Genomic DNA, 16,639 nt, shown 5'->3' on the forward strand with positions numbered 1-16,639 from the left:
GTCACGCGTGGCCAAAGGCCGCGGCGGCGGCCTTGGCGGCCGGGTCGAGCCAGATCAGGGCGATCAGCACCACCGGGAACGAGAACAGGGCGGCGGCGAAGCCGACGGCGCGCGCGGCCGGAGCCGGGGCGTCCGTCGCGGCGGCCGGAGCGTCGAACCACATCGTCTTGATCAGGCGCAGGTAGTAGAACGCCGCCACGACGCTGCCGACGAGACCGAGCACGGCCGCCCACTGCATCATCACGTCGCCGGTCCCCAGCGCGGCCTTGAAGACGTAGAACTTCGACCAGAAGCCGGAGAACGGCGGCAGGCCCAGGGCCGACAGCGAGAACGCCGTCATGGCCAGGGCGACGCCCGGACGTTCCTTCACCAGGCCGGCCATGTCCTCGATGGTCTCCATCGGCTTGCCGTCACGGCTCAGGGCCTGCAGGCAGGCGAAGAAGCCGGTCACGTCGACCATGTAGAGCACCATGAAGACCAGCATGGCGTGCAGGCCGGTCTCGCCGCCGGTGGCCACGCCCAGCAGGGCGTAGCCGACATTGGCGATCGAGCTATAGGCCCACAGGCGCTTGAGGTTGGTCTGGGCTAGGCCGGCGAAGGCGCCGACGAACACCGAGATCAGCGAGGCGATGATCAGGACCTGGCGCCATTGGGCGACCGAGTCCGGGAAGGCGTCGCCCAGCACGCGGGCGAACATCATCATGGCGGCCAGCTTCGGCGCGGCGGCGAAGAAGCCGACGACCGGGGTCGGGGCGCCTTCGTAGACGTCGGGCGTCCACATGTGGAACGGTGCGGCCGAGACCTTGAACGCCAAGCCGCAGATCAGGAAGATCAGGCCGAACAGCAGGCCCACGCCGTGCGCGCCATGGGCGGCGGCGGCGATTTCGGCAAAGCGGGTCGAGCCGGCGAAGCCATAGATCAGCGACGAGCCGTAGAGCAGCAGCCCCGATGACAGGGCGCCCAGCACGAAGTACTTCAGACCGGCTTCCGAGGCCTTGGCGTCGTCGCGGCGGAAGGCCGCCAGGACGTAAAGGGCCAGAGATTGCAGCTCGACGCCGATATAGAGGCTGATCAGGTCGCCGGCCGAGGCGGTGACGCCCATGCCCAGCGCCGCCAGGATCACCAGCACGGCGTATTCGAACTTCTGGTCGCCGCGCTGGGCCAGCCAGCGGTCGCCCAGCACGATGCCGACGGCGCTGGAGATGAAGATCGCGACCTTGGCGTAGGTGGCGGCGGCGTCGGCCGAATAGGCGCCGTTGAAGGCGTGGCCATGCGGACCGAGCACCGCGGCGACGGCCGCGGCGATCAGGGCCGCGACGCTGGCCAGGGTGAAGGCCGGCGTGGCCTTGCCCTGGAAGGCGCCCCAGACCAGCAGCACCAGGGCCGAGCCGGCGAGGATCGCCTCAGGCAGGACGAGCGAAAGGTTGGCGGAAAACGTCATAGGCCCCTCACCCGCCCACGGCGGCGCGCCAGGCGCCGACCAGCGAGTCGACGGAAGACGCTGTCAGGTTGAACACGAAATTCGGATAGATGCCGAGCACCAGGGTCGAGATGATCAGCGGCGTGAAGATCAGGATCTCGCGCTTGTCGAGGTCGGTGATGGTCTTCAGCTCCGGATTGACGATCTCGCCGAACATGACCCGGCGATACAGGGTCAGGGCGTACATGGCCGAGAAGATCACACCCGAGGCGGCGACGATCGCGGTCCAGGTCGAGGCCTTGTAGGCGCCGGTCATGGTCAGGATTTCCCCGACGAAGCCCGAGGTTCCCGGCAGGCCGACATTGCCCATGGTGAACAGCATGAAGGTCGCGGCGTACCACGGCATGCGGTTGGTCAGGCCGCCGTAGAAGGCGATCTCGCGGGTGTGCATGCGGTCATAGACCACGCCGACGCAGAGGAAGAGCGCGCCGGAGATCACCCCGTGGCTCAGCATCTGGAAGATGGCGCCCTGCTCGCCCGCCGCGTTGCCCGAGAAGATGCCCATGGTCACGAAGCCCATGTGGGCGACCGACGAATAGGCGATCAGCTTCTTGATGTCGGTCTGACGGAAGGCGACCAGCGAGGTGTAGACGATGGCGATCACCGACATCGCGAACACCAGGGGCTGGAACAGCTCCGAGGCGTTGGGGAACATCGGCAGGCTGAAGCGCATGAAGCCGTAGCCGCCCATCTTCAGCAGGATGCCCGCCAGGATGACCGAACCGGCCGTCGGCGCTTCGACGTGGGCGTCGGGCAGCCAGGTGTGGACTGGCCACATCGGCATCTTCACCGCGAACGAGGCGAAGAAGGCCAGCCACAGCCAGGTCTGGAGCCACGGCGCGAACTTGAAGTGCATCAGGTCGGGGATCGACGAGGTGCCCGAGATCGAGATCATCGCCAGGATCGCCGCCAGCATCAGCACCGAGCCGAGCAGCGTGTAGAGGAAGAACTTGTAGGCCGCGTAGACGCGACGCTTGCCGCCCCAGATCCCGATGATCAGGAACATGGGCACCAGGCCGCCTTCGAAGAACAGGTAGAAGAGGATCAGGTCCAGCGCGCAGAACACGCCGATGACCAGGGTCTCCAGCACCAGGAAGGCGATCAGGTATTCGACGACCCGCTTCTCGACGGACTTCCAGCTGGCGATGATGCAGATCGGCAGCAGGAAGGCGGTCAGCAGGACGAACAGGATCGAGATCCCGTCCACGCCCATGCGGTAGTGCAGGCCCGCGAACCAGGCGACGTCTTCCACGAACTGGAAGCCGGGGTTCTTGGCGTCGAACTGTGCGACCAGGACGATCGACAGCGCGAAGGTGACCAGGGTGGTCGCCAAAGCGATCCACTTGGCCAGCGTATCGGTGGCCGCGTTGTCGCCCTTGATCGCGCGGACCGCCAACAGGATGGCGACGCCGGCGAGCGGGGCGAAGGTGGTGAGGCTGAGAAGGCCGCTCATAAGCTCCGTCCCCCTCAACGGAATGCGTACAGGGCGAAGGTCAGCAGGCCGGCGACGCCGAGCAGCATGACAAACGCGTAGTGATAGACATAGCCGGTCTGGATCTTTCCGGTCCGGCGGCCGACCTCGTAGCTGACGGCGCTGACGCCGTCGGGGCCGAGGCCGTCGATGATCTTCTGGTCGCCGCCCTTCCAGAACAGGTCGCCGAGGAACTTGGCGAACCGCACGAAGGTGGCCGCGTAGAGCTCGTCGAAGAACCACTTGTTGTAGAAGAACACGTACAGCGGGCCGTTGCGGGCCGCGAGCTTGGCGCCCAGGCCTTCCTTCAAGATGTAGACGTAGAAGGCGACGAACAGGCCGATGATCGAGGCGATCAACGGGCTCCACTTCACCCACTCGGCCACTTCATGGGCCTGGTGCAGCACGTGGTTGGTGGGGGCGTTGTAGATCGCGCCGCGCCAGAACTCTTCCTGATGGTGACCCACGAAGAAGTCGGTGAACACGAAGCCGGCGAACACCGCGCCGATAGACAGCACGATCAGCGGGAACAGCATGATCAGCGGGCTTTCGTGCGGCTTGTGATCATGGCCGTGGCCGTGATCGTCATGCGCATGATCATCCGCGATCGGCTCGTCGTGCGTCTCGAGTTGGGCGTGCGAGGCGGGGTCGTCATGGCCGTGCGCATGGTCGTCGTGACCGTGGGCGTCATGACCCCAGCGGGCGTGGCCGTTGAAGGTGAAGAAGGCCAGGCGCCAGGAGTAGAACGAGGTCAGGCCCGCCACCAGCACGCCGATCACCCAGGCGAACATGGCGATCGAATTGTGACCGCCGGCCGCGAAGGCCGCCTCGATGATGGTGTCCTTCGAGTAGAAGCCGGCGAAGCCCAGGTGCAGCGGCGGGAAGCCGAGGCCCGTGATGGCGATGGTGCCGATGGTCATGGCGATGAAGGTCACCGGCAGCAGCTTGGCCAGGGCGCCGTACTTCCGCATGTCCTGCTCGTGGTGCATGCCGTGGATCACCGAACCGGCGCCCAGGAACAGCAGCGCCTTGAAGAAGGCGTGGGTGAACAGGTGGAACATCGCCGCCTGGTAGGCGCCGACGCCGGCCGCGAAGAACATGTAGCCCAGCTGCGAGCAGGTCGAATAGGCGATGACGCGCTTGATGTCGTTCTGGGTCAGGCCGACGGTCGCGGCGAACAGGGCCGTGATCGCGCCGATCACCGTGACGATGTTCTTGGCGACGGGCGCGTATTCGAACATCGGCGACAGCAGGCACAGCATGTAGACGCCGGCGGTGACCATGGTCGCCGCGTGGATCAGGGCCGAGACCGGGGTCGGGCCTTCCATGGCGTCCGGCAGCCAGGTGTGCAGGAAGAACTGCGCCGACTTGCCCATCGCGCCGATGAACAGCAGGAAGCAGGCGATATCCATCAGCGGGAAGGTGTGGCCCGCGAACACCCAGGTCTTGCCGGCGTGGCTGGCGATCTGCGGGAACAGCTCGGCGAACTGGATCGTGCCGAACGCCCAGAAGGTGGTCATGATGCCCAGGGCGAAGCCGAAGTCGCCCACGCGGTTGACCACGAACGCCTTGATGGCGGCGGCGCTGGCGGTCGGCTTCTTGAACCAGAAGCCGATCAGCAGGTACGAGGCCAGGCCCACGCCTTCCCAGCCGAAGAACAGCTGCATGAAGTCAGCGGCGCTGATCAGCGACAGCATCGCGAAGGTGAACAGCGACAGGTAGGCGAAGAACCGGGGCTTGTCCGGATCCTCGGCCATGTAGCCCCAGGAATAGATGTGCACGAGGGCCGAGACCGTCGTCACCACGATCAGCATCACCGCCGACAGGGCGTCGATGCGGATCGACCAGTTGGCCTGGAAGTCGCCGATGTGGATGAACGGCAGCAGGTGGACGGTGAAGGCCTCGAGCCCGCCCCAGGTCCACTGGCTGAACGTGTACCAGGACAGACCGCAGGCCAGGATCAGGCCGCCGGTGGTCACCGCCTGAGAGGCGACGTTGCCGATGCGGCGGCCGAACAGGCCCGCGATGATCGCGCCGACCAGGGGCGCGAAGAGGATAATGGTGACAAGCGTCTGCATGACGTCGCTTAGCCCTTCATCATGCTGGCGTCGTCAACCGCGATGTCGCCGCGGTTTCGGAAGAAGGTGACCAGGATCGCCAGACCCACGGCCGCCTCGGCGGCGGCGACGGTCAGCACGAACATCGCGAAGATCTGGCCGACCACGTCGTGGAGATAGGCCGAGAACGCGACGAGATTGATGTTCACCGCCAGAAGGATCAGCTCGATCGACATCAGGATGACGATGATGTTCTTGCGGTTCACGAAGATGCCGAAGACGCCGATCGTGAACAGGATCGCGGCGACGACGAGATAGTGCGACAGGCCGATCATTCGGAGATCCCCTCACCCGGCTTGATCTGAACCAGTTCCATGCCGGTCTTCGGCGTGCGGGCGACTTGCTTGCCGATGTCCTGGCGCTTGACGCCCGGCTTGTGGCGCAGGGTCAGCACGATGGCGCCGATCATGGCGACCAGCAGCACTAGGCCGGCCATCTGGAAGAAGAAGACGTAGTCGGTATAGAGCACTCGACCGATCGCTTCGGTGTTGCTGACCCCGACGGGCGACGCCAGCGGGGCGGCGTTCTGGCCGGCCTTGCCGTTCGTGGCCACCGTGGCGGCGACGAAGATCATCTCCAGCGTCAGCACGCCCGCGACCAGACCGCCGATCGGCAGGTACTGGGCGAAGCCCTTGCGCAGCTCCTCGAAGTCGACGTCCAGCATCATGACCACGAACAGGAACAGCACCGCGACCGCGCCCACATAGACGACGATCAGCAGCATCGCGAGGAACTCCGCGCCCAAGAGGACGAAGAGGCCGGCGGCCGAGAAGAAGGCGGTGATCAGGAAGAGCACCGAGTGCACCGGGTTTCGCGCCGAGACGACGAGAAGACCCGCCGCCAGCGTTATGAAAGCCAGCAAATAGAAAGCGATCGCCTGCAAGGCCATTGGCCCAGGTGCTCCCCTGAAAACTATAAGTCCAATGACGCACGCCGACGGCGCACGCCTACTCCGGATTCGCGGCCCGCTTTAACGGTACGGCGCATCCAATTCCAGATTCTTCGCGATCAGGCGTTCCCAGCGGTCGCCGTTATCGAGAAGACGTTCCTTGTCGTAATAGAGCTCTTCGCGGGTTTCGGTCGCGAACTCGATGTTCGGACCTTCCACGATGGCGTCCACCGGGCAGGCCTCCTGGCACAGGCCGCAGTAGATGCACTTGACCATGTCGATGTCGTAGCGGGTCGTGCGGCGGCTGCCGTCCTCGCGCGGTTCGGCCTCGATGGTGATGGCCTGGGCGGGACAGATGGCCTCGCAAAGCTTGCACGCGATGCAGCGTTCCTCGCCCGAGGGGTACCGGCGCAGAGCGTGCTCGCCCCGGAAACGCGGCGACTGCGGGCCGCGCTCGTTCGGGTAGATCACGGTCTTCTTCGGCGCGATCATGTACTTCATCGCGAGGCCAAAGGCCCCGGCGAAGTCGAGAAGGGCCGCGCCCTTGACCGCTTGCGTGATGCGCTGGAACACCAGAGCTCTCCTAACACTTTTCTTTTGGGATCGGACGCACGTCGCGACCCCGTTCGATCTGTTGCCGCCGGATAGACTGCCGGAGGACGCATTCCTTGGTCTTGGCGTCTTCCTTGCGGCGCGCCTCGACCTTTTCGTCGATCGACCTTTCGGCCGGCCGAGGCAGGTTTTTCCTCCACCCGACTGAGCAGCCCGTCAAAGCGACGACGGCGACCACAGCCAGGAGGAAGACCCGCGTCATTTCCCGCCCTTGGGAATGACGCAGGTGTAGTTCGAGAGCTGGGCGGGGTCTCCCCCGTCCTGCTTGGCTTGCAGGGTTCCGCCGTCGGCCTTGCACTTGTCACCGGCCCGGCGGAGCTCGTCATAGTTCACCACGCCGCGCCCCAGCGAATAGGACTGGCTGGAGGCGCCGCCGTCGGCGCAGGCCGACAGAGCCATCAGACCCAGACCCGTCAGGGCTATGGCGAGGTTTCGGTTCATCAGGCGCCCGCACCGAACACCCGCCACGCGGCGACCAGGGCCACCAGCACCAGCGAGGTCGGCAGGAACACCTTCCAGCCCAGGCGCATCAACTGGTCATAGCGGTAGCGCGGCACGATGGCCTTCGCCATGGCGATCATGAAGAACCAGAAGCAGATCTTGGCGAAGAACACGACCGACAGGAACAGCTTGCCCCACCAGCCCCAGCTGGCCAGGAATTCGGTCGGGAAACCGGGGTTCCAGCCGCCGAAGAACAGGACGCTGATCATCGCGCACATCAAGACGATGTTCGAATACTCAGCGACCATGAACAGCAGGTACGGGGTCGAGCTGTACTCGACCTGATAGCCGGCCACGAGTTCGGATTCGGCTTCGGGGAGGTCGAAGGGCGGGCGGTTCGTCTCGGCCAGGGCCGAGATGTAGAACATGCCCATGGCCACCACCATCACCGGCAGCAGCACGATGTTATTCAGGCCGCCGCCGAAGACGTTCCAGTTCCAGAACCAGCCGGACTGGCCTTCGACGATGGTCGACAGGTTCATCGAACCGGCCAGAAGGATCACCGTGATGATGATCAGGCCGATCGAGACTTCGTAAGACACCATCTGCGCCGCCGAGCGCAGCGCGCCCAGGAACGGGTACTTCGAGTTCGAAGCCCAGCCGCCCATGATGATGCCGTAGACGCCCAGCGAACTCATCGCCAGCAGGTAGAGGATGCCGACGTTCAGGTTGGAGACGACCCAGCCCGGCGCGAACGGCACGACCGCCCAGCCGACGAAGCCGAGCACCAGGCTCAGCAGCGGCGCCAGCATGAAGACGACCTTGTCGGCGCCGGCGGGGATGATGATTTCCTTCAGCACGAACTTGAAGAAGTCGGCGAAGGACTGCAGCAGGCCGAACGGACCCACCACGTTGGGGCCCTTGCGCATCTGCACGCCGGCCCAGATCTTGCGGTCGGCCAGCAGCAAGAAGGCCAGGCTCAGCAGCACCCAGATCACCACCAGCAGGATGCCGCCGGTGGTCAGCAGGGTCCAGGAGACCGCGGGGTTCGAGAAGAAAGCGCTCATCGGCCCTACTCCGCCGCGATCTTGGCCGCGCCCGAAACCGTGGCCGCGCATTCGGCCATGGTCACGCTGGCGCGCGCGATGGGGTTGGTCAGGTGGAAGGCCTTGATGGCGTTCTCGAACGGCGTGTCGGCCAGTTCGCCGGCGCCGCCGACGGCCGCGATGTCGAACACGGTCGGGATCGAACCCGGCGCGAAGTCGATCTGGCCGAAGGTCGGGTGGTCGGCGAACAGCTTGGCGCGCAGTTGGTCCAGGCTGTCATAGGGCAGCTTGTGGCCGAGGATTTCCGACAGGGCCCGCAGGATCGACCAGTCTTCCTTGGCCTCGCCCTTCGGGAACACCGCCCGCTCGCCCATCTGGACGCGGCCTTCGGTGTTCACATAGAGGCCGTTCTTTTCCGTATAGGCCGCGCCTGGAAGGATGACGTCGGCCTTGTGCGCGCCGGCGTCGCCGTGGGTGCCGAGATAGATCTTGAAGGCGTCAGACGCGGCGGTTTCGCACTCGTCGGCGCCCAGCAGGAACAGCACGTCCAGCGCGCCCGGCTTCAGCATCTGGCCGGCGGTCAAGCCGCCCTCGGCAGGGACGAAACCCATGTCGAGGCCCGCGACGCGCGCGGCGGCGGTGTGCAGCACGTTCCAGCCGTTCCAGCCGGCCTTCACGACGTTGAACGTCTTGGCCACGCCAGCGGCCGCCTTCAGCACGGCGGCGCCGTCGGCGCGGGTCAGGGCGCCCTGACCGACGATGATGGCGGGACGCTCGGCGTTCTTCAGCGCGGCGACGAAGTCGGACTTGCTCTTGGCCAGGCCCGACAGGCTCTTCGTGCCCGCGCCCAGGTAGTCGTAATCGTAGGTCAGGTCGCCCTGCTCGCCGATCACGCCGATGCGCACCTTGCCGGCCAGCCATTGCTTGCGCAGGCGGGTGTTCAGCACCGGAGCCTCGACGCGCGGGTTCGTGCCGACCAGCAGCACGACGTCGGCGTTCTCGAGACCGGCGATGGTCGAGTTGAACAGCCAGCTCTCTCGCGACCCCTCACCCAGCGCCACGCCGTCCTGGCGGGCGTCGAGGTTCTTCACGCCCAGGGCGGTGAAGAGGTCCTTGGTGGCCTTCAGGCTCTCGGCGTCCTGCAGGTCGCCGGCGATGACGCCGATGCGCTCGGGCGCGGTCGCCTTGATCTTTTCGGCTACGGCCGCGAAGGCCTGACCCCAGGTCGCCGGTTGCAGGCGGCCGCCGACGCGGACGTACGGACGGTCCAGACGCTGACGCTGCAGGCCATCGACGGCGTAGCGCGTCTTGTCGGAGATCCACTCCTCGTTGACGTCCTCGTTGACGCGCGGCAGCACACGAAGCACCGCGGCGGCGCGGCTGTCGACGCGGATCGCCGAGCCCAGCGCGTCCATGACGTCAATGCTCTCGGTCTTCTTCAGCTCCCAGGGCCGCGCCTCGAAGGCGTAGGGCTTGGAGGTCAGGGCGCCGACCGGGCAGAGGTCGATCACGTTGGCCGACAGTTCCGACGTCACCGCCGCGCCAAGATAGGTCGTGATTTCAACGTCTTCGCCGCGCGAGATCAGGCCGATTTCCGGCGAGCCCGCGACTTCGGTGATGAAGCGGACGCAGCGCGTGCATTGGATGCAGCGCGTCATCACGGTCTTGATGAGCGGGCCCATCGCCTTCTCTTCGACCGCGCGCTTGTTCTCTTCATAGCGGCTGTCGTCGCGGCCATAGCCCATGGCCTGGTCCTGCAGATCGCACTCGCCGCCCTGGTCGCAGATCGGGCAATCCAGCGGGTGGTTGATGAGCAGGAACTCCATCACCCCTTCGCGGGCCTTCTTGACCATCGGGGTCTTGGTGAAGATCTCCTGGCCCTCGGCGGCCGGCAGGGCGCACGACGCCTGCGGCTTCGGCGGACCGGGCTTCACCTCGACCAGGCACATCCGGCAGTTGCCGGCGATGCTGAGACGCTCGTGATAGCAGAAGCGCGGGATCTCTTCCCCAGCCAGTTCCGCGACCTGCAGAACCGTCATGCCGGGCTCGAACTCGACCTCGACGCCGTTGACCTTGGCGATAGCCATGCTTGTTACTCCGCCGCGATCAGCTTGGCGCCCTGCACGTGCAGGCGACCGCTACGATAGGATGCGATCCGGTCCTCCACCTCGTGGCGGAAGTGACGGAACAGGCCCTGGATCGGCCAGGCGGCCGCGTCGCCCAGGGCGCAGATGGTGTGACCCTCGACCTGGGTCGTGACGTCCAGCAGGGTGTCGATCTCTTTCGGGTCGGCCTCGCCGGTGGCCATGCGCTCCATGACCCGCCACATCCAGCCGGTGCCTTCGCGGCAAGGCGTGCACTGGCCGCAGCTCTCGTGCTTGTAGAAGTACGACAGGCGGGCGATGGCGCGGACCAGGTCGGTGGACTTGTCCATGACGATGACGGCCGCGGTGCCCAGACCCGACTTCAGATTGCGCAGGGCGTCGAAGTCCATGGGCAGGTCTTCGCACTGCTCGGCCGGGATCATCGGCACGGACGAACCGCCCGGGATGACGGCCTTCAGGTTGCCCCAGCCGCCGCGAATGCCGCCGCAGTGGTCTTCCATCAGCTGGCGGAACGGGATGCTCATCGCCTCTTCGACGTTGCAGGGCAGGTTCACGTGCCCGCTGACGCAGAAGAGCTTGGTGCCGGCGTTGTTCGGACGGCCAAAGCCCGCGAACCAGGCCGCGCCGCGACGCAGGATCGTGCCCGCGACGGCGATGCTCTCGACGTTGTTGACGGTCGTGGGCATGCCATACAGGCCCGCGCCGGCCGGGAACGGCGGCTTCAGGCGCGGCTGGCCCTTCTTGCCTTCGAGGCTTTCCAGCAGGGCCGTCTCTTCGCCGCAGATATAGGCGCCGGCGCCGTGGTGGACGTAGAGATCGAAATCCCAGCCGTGGATGTTGTTCTTGCCGATCAGCTTGGCCTCGTAGGCCTGCTTGATGGCTTCTTCCAGAACCTCGCGCTCGCGGACGTATTCGCCGCGAATGTAGATGTAGCAGGCGTGGGCCAGCATGGCGCGCGAGGCGATCAGGCAGCCTTCGATCAGGAGGTGCGGATCGTGCCGCATGATCTCCCGGTCCTTGCAGGTGCCCGGCTCGGATTCGTCGGCGTTGACGACCAGGTAGTGCGGACGACCGTCCTTCACTTCCTTGGGCATGAACGACCACTTCAGGCCGGTACCGAAGCCCGCCCCGCCCCGGCCGCGCAGGCCGGAGTTCTTCATGTTGTCGATGATCCAGTCGCGACCCGCGTCCAGGATGTCCTTGGTGCCATTCCAGCAGCCGCGCTTCTTCGCGCCTTCCAGGCCCCAATCATGGAGACCGTAGAGGTTCGTGAAGATGCGGTCCTTGTCTTCGAGGATACCGACCATGACTCAGCTTTGCGGATCGAATGGATGGGCGCGCACATAGCGCGTCCGACGAATGATGACATAGGCGAAAAGCAGCCAACCGGCGGCAATCCCCAGAAGACCGGCGACGACGGCCCAGAAAGGCGCGCCGGCGACCGTTCGGCCCCAGACCAGAAGCAAGGCTCCGACCAGGCAGGCCACGAAACCGACGCCGCGCTCGCGGCGGCCCAGGTTTCGAATCGTATCGGCATAGGCCGCGCGGCGGGTGTTCAGGGGGCTGTCGTCGATCATGACGAAGCCCCCTCTTCCGCCTTCACGGCGCGCATCCAGCCCAGGACGAACCAGATCTGCGCAGCCAAACCCGCCGCGACCAGGACCAGGAAGGCCGGCAGCAGCCAGCCGATCTGGAAGGCCACGTGACCGATGATCGCCGCGCCGGCCAGCAGGAAGCAGACCGCGTCGATGGCGAGCATCGCGGTCAGTCGCTTCTTCTGAAGGACGGCGTCAGCGTTCATCAGGCGGTCGGCTCCGTCTTCGGGGCCTTCTTGGGCTTTTCGGGCAGGTTCGGGATCTTGATCTTCTTGGCCAGCGAGCCGTCGTACAGCTTCGGGTCGGTCAGGGTCTTGATCGCGTCCTTGGGCTCCGACGCGCCACGGCCTTCATAGCTGCCCGGCTTGGGCGACTTGCCGGCGGCGAAGTCGTCGAGGATCTGGGCCAGGCTCTCCGGCGTCAGGTCTTCGTAGTAGTAGTCGTTGATGGCGGCCATCGGGGCGTTGCAGCACGCGCCCAGGCACTCGACCTCTTCCCAGCTGAACTTGCCGTCCGCCGAGACGTGGTTGGCGTCGCCGATCTTGTCCTTCAGCACCTTGCGCAGGTCCAAAGCGCCGCGCAGCTGGCAGGGCGTGGTGCCGCACAGCTGCACGAAGGCGACCTTGCCGACCGGCTGCAGCTGGAACATCACGTAGAAGGTCGCGACTTCCAGCACGCGGATGACGGGCATCTCAAGCTGCTTGGCGATCTCCTGGATCGCGGGCTCGGAAATCCAGCCTTCCTGCTTCTGGGCTAGCCAGAGCATCGGGATCACCGTCGATTGCTTGCGCTCGGCGGGGTACTTGGCTTTCCACCAGTCGGCCTTGGCCTGGCTTTCCTTGGAGAAGGCGAAGCTGGCGGGCTGTTCCTTGGCGAGTCGTCTCACGCTCATTGGGGGGCGCTCATCGTGCGAAATCCACGCGGACGATCTTGTCGCCCTTGAAGGTGTAGATGGCGGCGACCTCGAAGGTCGGATCGCCGTTACCGCGGTCGACGTGCTCGTGATCGATCACGTTCGCGCCCACCACGATGCGGTTGAGAAGCTTGGCCTTGTTGCCGGGAAAGTCGGCGAAGACCTTCTCGTACCAGGCCCGATAGGCCTCGATCCCGGTGCGCGCCACCTCGCCGTTCAGGCCGCCGACGACGACGTCATCGGCGAAATGGGCGCAGTGGGCGTCCAGGTCCTGGGCGTTATAGGCGTCCAGCTGGGCCTGGGCGATGCTTTCAAGCGAGCTATCGGGCAGGCTCAACGATCGATCTCCCCGAACACGATGTCCAGCGAGCCCAGGATGGCCGAGACGTCGGCCAGCTGGTGACCGCGGTTCATCCAGTCCATGGCCGCCAGGTGCGGGAAGCCCGGCGCGCGGATCTTGCAGCGGTACGGCTTGTTGGTGCCGTCCGAGACCACGAACACGCCGAACTCGCCCTTGGGGGCCTCGACGCAGGCATAGACCTCGCCGGCCGGCGTGCGGAAGCCTTCGGTGTAGAGCTTGAAGTGATGGATCAGGGCTTCCATCGAGCGCTTCATCTCGGCGCGGCGGGGCGGGGCGACCTTGTTGTCCTCGGTCATCACCGGACCCGGCGTCTTGCGCAGCAGGTCGCAGGCCTGACGGATGATCTTCGTCGACTCGCGCATCTCCTGCATGCGGCACAGGTAGCGATCGTAGCAGTCGCCGTTCTTGCCCAGCGGGATGTCGAATTCGAACTCGTCGTAGCACTCGTAGGACTGGTTGCGACGCAGGTCCCAGGCGATGCCCGAACCGCGCACCATCACGCCCGAGAAGCCCCACTCGATCGCTTCTTCGCGCGTCACCACGCCGATGTCGACGTTGCGCTGCTTGAAGATGCGGTTGTCGGTGATCAGCCCTTCGATGTCGTCGCAGACCTTCGGGAACGCCTTGGCCCAGTCGTCGATGTCCTCGATCAGCTGCGGCGGCAGGTCCTGGTGCACGCCGCCCGGACGGAAGTAGTTTGAGTGCAGGCGAGCGCCGCAGGCGCGCTCGTAGAACACCATCAGCTTCTCGCGCTCCTCGAAGCCCCAGAGCGGCGGCGTCAGGGCGCCGACGTCCATGGCCTGGGTCGTCACGTTCAGCAGGTGGTTCAGGATCCGGCCGATTTCCGCGTACAGCACCCGGATCAGCGAACCGCGACGCGGCACCTCGACGCCCAGCAGCTTCTCGATGGCCAGGCAGAACGCGTGCTCCTGGTTCATCGGCGCCACGTAGTCGAGGCGGTCGAAGTACGGGATGTTCTGCAGATAGGTGCGCGCCTCCATCAGCTTCTCGGTGCCGCGGTGCAGCAGGCCGATGTGCGGATCGACGCGTTCGACGATTTCGCCGTCCAGCTCCAGCACCAGGCGCAGCACGCCGTGCGCGGCCGGGTGTTGCGGGCCGAAGTTGATGTTGAACTTGCGGACCGGCGTTTCCGGAATGGCCGGAACGGTCGGTTCATCGCGGAAGAAGTCGGTCGCCGCGGCGGGCGAGTTTTGGCCGGTCATGGTTCCTGGCCTTCCTTACGCTGCTCGATGCTGAGCGAAACCAGCAGTCCTGCCATCAGCAGAACCACGCCCAGCAGCGTTATGATGGTGGTGGCGACGTCCCAGGACTGGGAGATCGCCGCTTGCGACAGCGGCAAGGCCAGCAGCACGGAGGCCGCGCCGAGCAGCGCGCTGCGCAGCTCCGCGATTTCCATGCGCCGGAGCCCCGCCCCGATCGCCAAGGTCATGACCGCGATCATGATCGCGATGCCCAGGCCCTTGTTCTGCTCCGTCGAGATCTGCGGCGCACGTGTGAACCAGCCCGTCAGCCTCATGCCGATGGTCATCAGGAACGCGGTGGAGAACGTCACCAGAAAAAACGCGGTGGCTGAACGGAACGTCGGCCTGCGCAGACCCATGATCAAGCATCCCCTGCTCTCTTCTCGGCCTTCTCGTCGCCGGGCAGGGCGTACTTCGCACCTTCCCAGGGGGAGAGGAAATCGAACGCACGGAACTCGGTAATCTTTACAGGTTCATAGACGACGCGCTTCAGCTCGTCGTCATAACGAACCTCCACGTAACCCGTCATCGGGAAGTCCTTCCGCAGCGGATGCCCGTGGAAGCCGTAGTCGGTCAGGATCCGGCGCAAGTCCGGATGACCTTCGAAGAAGATGCCGTACATGTCGAACGCTTCGCGCTCGAACCAGTCGGCGACCGCGAACACCGGGGTGATCGACGGCACCGGGGTGTCCTCGTCGGTCGAGACCTTCACGCGGATGCGATGGTTCTTCACCAGCGACAGCATGTGGTAGACGACGTCGAAACGGGCGGCCCGCTCGGGATAGTCCACGCCGGCCAGATCGATCAGCTGGTGGAAGCGGCAGGCCGCATCGTCACGCAGGAAGATCAGGGTGTCGATGATCGTCGCCGAACGAGCGACGACGGTCAGCTCGCCGAACGCCACCGAGTGGCCCAGCACGCCGGGCGCGCGGGCGACGATGTCCTGACCCAGGAGTTCGAGGGCTTCGCTCATCGCTCGATCGTCCCCGTACGACGAATCTTCTTCTGCAGCTGCAGCACGCCATAGACCAGGGCCTCGGCGGTCGGCGGGCAGCCTGGGACATAGATGTCCACCGGCACCACGCGATCGCAGCCGCGAACGACGCTGTAGCTGTAATAGTAGTAGCCGCCGCCATTGGCGCAGCTGCCCATCGAGATGACGTAGCGCGGCTCGGGCATCTGGTCGTAGACCTTGCGCAGAGCCGGAGCCATCTTGTTGGTCAGGGTGCCGGCGACGATCATCACGTCGCTCTGACGCGGGCTGGCGCGCGGCGCGAAGCCGTAGCGCTCCAGGTCGTAGCGCGGCATGGCCGAGTGCATCATCTCGACGGCGCAGCACGCTAGGCCGAACGTCATCCACATCAACGAGCCGGTGCGGGCCCAGGTGATCAGGTCGTCGGCGGCGGCCGTGATGAAGCCCTTGTCCGCGAGCTGGCCCGAGATGCCGTCGAAGAACGGATCGTGCAGCTTGGGGTCATAGCCTTGCACCGTCGACCGGCCGGCCGAGCCAGCGGGAACGAGGGGCGAGCTGTTGGCGGGAACGATCACTCCCATTCGAGGGCGCCCTTCTTCCATTCATAGATAAAGCCGACGGTCAGGACGCCCAGGAAGGTCAACATCGACCAGAAGGCGAAGGCCGCCGCTTCATGCGGCAGTTTCATCAGGCTGACGGCCCAGGGGAACAGGAACGCCACTTCCAGGTCGAAGATGATGAAGAGGATCGAGACCAGATAGAACCGGACGTCGAACTTCATGCGCGCATCGTCGAAGGCGTTGAAGCCGCATTCGTAGGCGGACAGCTTTTCCGGGTCCGGCGCCTTGGGCGCGAGCACGGCGGCGGCCGCGATGAAGGCGATGCCGATGACCGCCGCGATCCCTAGGAAGATCACGATCGGCAGGTACTGGAGGAGGAAGGCGTTCATGACAGCCCTTGGCTTGAATCGAGCGGGTTGTAGCCCACTGCCGCCGACGCTTCAAACGCCTGCGGCACATTGAGAAACGATCGCAACTACTGCTCATCCACAGGTTCGGCGACATGGCCGTTGACACGCCTCCGCGCCCGACATATCAGACGCCCCTCGCCGCAGGGCGGGTCGCACTTTCGCTTCGGCGAAGGGTCAATGCGGATGTAGCTCAGTTGGTTAGAGCGCCGGCCTGTCACGCCGGAGGTCGCGGGTTCAAGTCCCGTCATTCGCGCCACCCCCTTTCAAGCAGGGTGGTTTTGCTTCCCCGCCCCGGTGAATACGGACGATGTCGCGCCTCGCGCACGATGCGGATGTAGCTCAGTTGGTTAGAGCGCCGGCCTGTCACGCCGGAGGTCGCGGGTTCAAGTCCCGTCATTCGCGCC

Annotated in this window: 19 protein-coding genes and 2 tRNA genes; 2 read left to right on the plus strand and 19 right to left on the minus strand. The window is 65.4% G+C overall.

Annotated features, from left to right (window positions below; genetic code table 11):
- Position 1: 1 nt before the first annotated feature.
- From nuoN to ndhC, 19 genes are all read right to left on the minus strand, one after another.
- Positions 2–1,441 (minus strand): NADH-quinone oxidoreductase subunit NuoN, encoded by a 1,440-nt coding sequence (gene nuoN, locus AC1RUS_RS07700; RefSeq protein WP_492914688.1) that lies wholly within the window; start codon positions 1,439–1,441, stop codon positions 2–4.
- A 7-nt stretch (positions 1,442–1,448) separates the two neighbouring features.
- Positions 1,449–2,951 carry an NADH-quinone oxidoreductase subunit M gene (locus tag AC1RUS_RS07705; protein WP_492914690.1) on the minus strand — a complete coding sequence of 501 codons (1,503 nt, stop codon included), beginning with the start codon at positions 2,949–2,951 and terminating at the stop codon, positions 1,449–1,451.
- Positions 2,948–5,029: an NADH-quinone oxidoreductase subunit L gene (gene nuoL / locus AC1RUS_RS07710; protein ID WP_492914692.1), complete on the minus strand. Its 2,082-nt coding sequence runs from the start codon at positions 5,027–5,029 to the stop codon at positions 2,948–2,950. Before nuoL ends, AC1RUS_RS07705 begins: the two co-directional genes overlap by 4 nt.
- Positions 5,030–5,037: 8 nt before the next feature.
- The gene (gene nuoK / locus AC1RUS_RS07715; protein WP_492914694.1) at positions 5,038–5,343 is read right to left on the minus strand and encodes an NADH-quinone oxidoreductase subunit NuoK; all 306 of its coding nucleotides are present in this window, start codon (positions 5,341–5,343) and stop codon (positions 5,038–5,040) included.
- Positions 5,340–5,957, minus strand: a complete 618-nt coding sequence (locus AC1RUS_RS07720; RefSeq protein ID WP_492914696.1) for an NADH-quinone oxidoreductase subunit J — start codon at positions 5,955–5,957, stop codon at positions 5,340–5,342. Before AC1RUS_RS07720 ends, nuoK begins: the two co-directional genes overlap by 4 nt.
- 81 nt (positions 5,958–6,038) lie before the next feature.
- Complete coding sequence (gene nuoI, locus AC1RUS_RS07725; RefSeq protein ID WP_056051151.1) at positions 6,039–6,530, minus strand: NADH-quinone oxidoreductase subunit NuoI; 492 nt, start codon at positions 6,528–6,530, stop codon at positions 6,039–6,041.
- Between the two features lie 237 nt (positions 6,531–6,767).
- Positions 6,768–7,010, minus strand: a complete 243-nt coding sequence (locus AC1RUS_RS07730; RefSeq protein ID WP_492914698.1) for a hypothetical protein — start codon at positions 7,008–7,010, stop codon at positions 6,768–6,770.
- Positions 7,010–8,077, minus strand: a complete 1,068-nt coding sequence (gene nuoH, locus AC1RUS_RS07735) for an NADH-quinone oxidoreductase subunit NuoH (protein ID WP_492914701.1) — start codon at positions 8,075–8,077, stop codon at positions 7,010–7,012. Before nuoH ends, AC1RUS_RS07730 begins: the two co-directional genes overlap by 1 nt.
- A gap of 5 nt (positions 8,078–8,082) precedes the next feature.
- Positions 8,083–10,143: an NADH-quinone oxidoreductase subunit NuoG gene (nuoG, locus tag AC1RUS_RS07740; protein WP_492914703.1), complete on the minus strand. Its 2,061-nt coding sequence runs from the start codon at positions 10,141–10,143 to the stop codon at positions 8,083–8,085.
- 5 nt (positions 10,144–10,148) lie between these two features.
- Positions 10,149–11,468, minus strand: coding sequence for an NADH-quinone oxidoreductase subunit NuoF (nuoF, locus tag AC1RUS_RS07745; RefSeq protein ID WP_492914705.1), 1,320 nt, complete (start codon positions 11,466–11,468; stop codon positions 10,149–10,151).
- 3 nt (positions 11,469–11,471) lie between these two features.
- On the minus strand, positions 11,472–11,738 hold the full coding sequence (locus AC1RUS_RS07750) for a hypothetical protein (protein ID WP_492914707.1): 267 nt from the start codon (positions 11,736–11,738) through the stop codon (positions 11,472–11,474).
- On the minus strand, positions 11,735–11,962 hold the full coding sequence (locus AC1RUS_RS07755) for a hypothetical protein (protein ID WP_492914709.1): 228 nt from the start codon (positions 11,960–11,962) through the stop codon (positions 11,735–11,737). The genes AC1RUS_RS07750 and AC1RUS_RS07755 overlap by 4 nt, the downstream gene beginning before the upstream one ends.
- Positions 11,962–12,648: an NADH-quinone oxidoreductase subunit NuoE gene (nuoE, locus tag AC1RUS_RS07760; RefSeq protein ID WP_492914711.1), complete on the minus strand. Its 687-nt coding sequence runs from the start codon at positions 12,646–12,648 to the stop codon at positions 11,962–11,964. The genes AC1RUS_RS07755 and nuoE overlap by 1 nt, the downstream gene beginning before the upstream one ends.
- Positions 12,649–12,658: 10 nt before the next feature.
- Complete coding sequence (locus AC1RUS_RS07765) at positions 12,659–13,000, minus strand: nuclear transport factor 2 family protein (RefSeq protein WP_492915288.1); 342 nt, start codon at positions 12,998–13,000, stop codon at positions 12,659–12,661.
- 2 nt (positions 13,001–13,002) lie between these two features.
- Positions 13,003–14,253 carry an NADH-quinone oxidoreductase subunit D gene (locus tag AC1RUS_RS07770; RefSeq protein ID WP_492914713.1) on the minus strand — a complete coding sequence of 417 codons (1,251 nt, stop codon included), beginning with the start codon at positions 14,251–14,253 and terminating at the stop codon, positions 13,003–13,005.
- On the minus strand, positions 14,250–14,651 hold the full coding sequence (locus tag AC1RUS_RS07775) for a hypothetical protein (protein WP_492915290.1): 402 nt from the start codon (positions 14,649–14,651) through the stop codon (positions 14,250–14,252). The genes AC1RUS_RS07770 and AC1RUS_RS07775 overlap by 4 nt, the downstream gene beginning before the upstream one ends.
- Before the next feature lie 2 nt (positions 14,652–14,653).
- Positions 14,654–15,265: an NADH-quinone oxidoreductase subunit C gene (locus AC1RUS_RS07780; protein ID WP_492914716.1), complete on the minus strand. Its 612-nt coding sequence runs from the start codon at positions 15,263–15,265 to the stop codon at positions 14,654–14,656.
- Complete coding sequence (locus tag AC1RUS_RS07785) at positions 15,262–15,867, minus strand: NuoB/complex I 20 kDa subunit family protein (RefSeq protein ID WP_492914718.1); 606 nt, start codon at positions 15,865–15,867, stop codon at positions 15,262–15,264. Before AC1RUS_RS07785 ends, AC1RUS_RS07780 begins: the two co-directional genes overlap by 4 nt.
- Positions 15,837–16,214 carry an NADH-quinone oxidoreductase subunit A gene (ndhC, locus tag AC1RUS_RS07790; RefSeq protein WP_492914720.1) on the minus strand — a complete coding sequence of 126 codons (378 nt, stop codon included), beginning with the start codon at positions 16,212–16,214 and terminating at the stop codon, positions 15,837–15,839. The genes AC1RUS_RS07785 and ndhC overlap by 31 nt, the downstream gene beginning before the upstream one ends.
- A 200-nt stretch (positions 16,215–16,414) precedes the next feature.
- Here ndhC and AC1RUS_RS07795 point away from each other — a divergent pair.
- Both AC1RUS_RS07795 and AC1RUS_RS07800 read left to right on the plus strand, forming a co-directional pair.
- Positions 16,415–16,491 (plus strand) — tRNA-Asp (locus tag AC1RUS_RS07795).
- Between the two features lie 72 nt (positions 16,492–16,563).
- A tRNA-Asp gene (locus tag AC1RUS_RS07800) sits at positions 16,564–16,637 on the plus strand.
- Positions 16,638–16,639: the final 2 nt, after the last annotated feature.

This window comes from Caulobacter sp. GW821-FHT10F06, from assembly GCF_058809215.1.

Bases quoted from the DNA above. Each gene is read 5' to 3' on its own strand.
- nuoH (WP_492914701.1), bottom strand. From the start codon at position 8,077: ATGAGCGCTTTCTTCTCGAACCCCGCGGTCTCCTGGACCCTGCTGACC.
- AC1RUS_RS07780 (WP_492914716.1), bottom strand. From the start codon at position 15,265: ATGAGCGAAGCCCTCGAACTCCTGGGTCAGGACATCGTCGCCCGCGCG.
- nuoN (WP_492914688.1), bottom strand. From the start codon at position 1,441: ATGACGTTTTCCGCCAACCTTTCGCTCGTCCTGCCTGAGGCGATCCTC.
- AC1RUS_RS07775 (WP_492915290.1), bottom strand. From the start codon at position 14,651: ATGGGTCTGCGCAGGCCGACGTTCCGTTCAGCCACCGCGTTTTTTCTG.
- AC1RUS_RS07770 (WP_492914713.1), bottom strand. From the start codon at position 14,253: ATGACCGGCCAAAACTCGCCCGCCGCGGCGACCGACTTCTTCCGCGAT.
- ndhC (WP_492914720.1), bottom strand. From the start codon at position 16,214: ATGAACGCCTTCCTCCTCCAGTACCTGCCGATCGTGATCTTCCTAGGG.
- nuoF (WP_492914705.1), bottom strand. From the start codon at position 11,468: ATGGTCGGTATCCTCGAAGACAAGGACCGCATCTTCACGAACCTCTAC.
- nuoL (WP_492914692.1), bottom strand. From the start codon at position 5,029: ATGCAGACGCTTGTCACCATTATCCTCTTCGCGCCCCTGGTCGGCGCG.
- AC1RUS_RS07755 (WP_492914709.1), bottom strand. From the start codon at position 11,962: ATGAACGCTGACGCCGTCCTTCAGAAGAAGCGACTGACCGCGATGCTC.
- AC1RUS_RS07730 (WP_492914698.1), bottom strand. From the start codon at position 7,010: ATGAACCGAAACCTCGCCATAGCCCTGACGGGTCTGGGTCTGATGGCT.
- nuoK (WP_492914694.1), bottom strand. From the start codon at position 5,343: ATGATCGGCCTGTCGCACTATCTCGTCGTCGCCGCGATCCTGTTCACG.
- AC1RUS_RS07785 (WP_492914718.1), bottom strand. From the start codon at position 15,867: ATGGAAGAAGGGCGCCCTCGAATGGGAGTGATCGTTCCCGCCAACAGC.
- nuoE (WP_492914711.1), bottom strand. From the start codon at position 12,648: ATGAGCGTGAGACGACTCGCCAAGGAACAGCCCGCCAGCTTCGCCTTC.
- AC1RUS_RS07750 (WP_492914707.1), bottom strand. From the start codon at position 11,738: ATGATCGACGACAGCCCCCTGAACACCCGCCGCGCGGCCTATGCCGAT.
- nuoG (WP_492914703.1), bottom strand. From the start codon at position 10,143: ATGGCTATCGCCAAGGTCAACGGCGTCGAGGTCGAGTTCGAGCCCGGC.
- AC1RUS_RS07720 (WP_492914696.1), bottom strand. From the start codon at position 5,957: ATGGCCTTGCAGGCGATCGCTTTCTATTTGCTGGCTTTCATAACGCTG.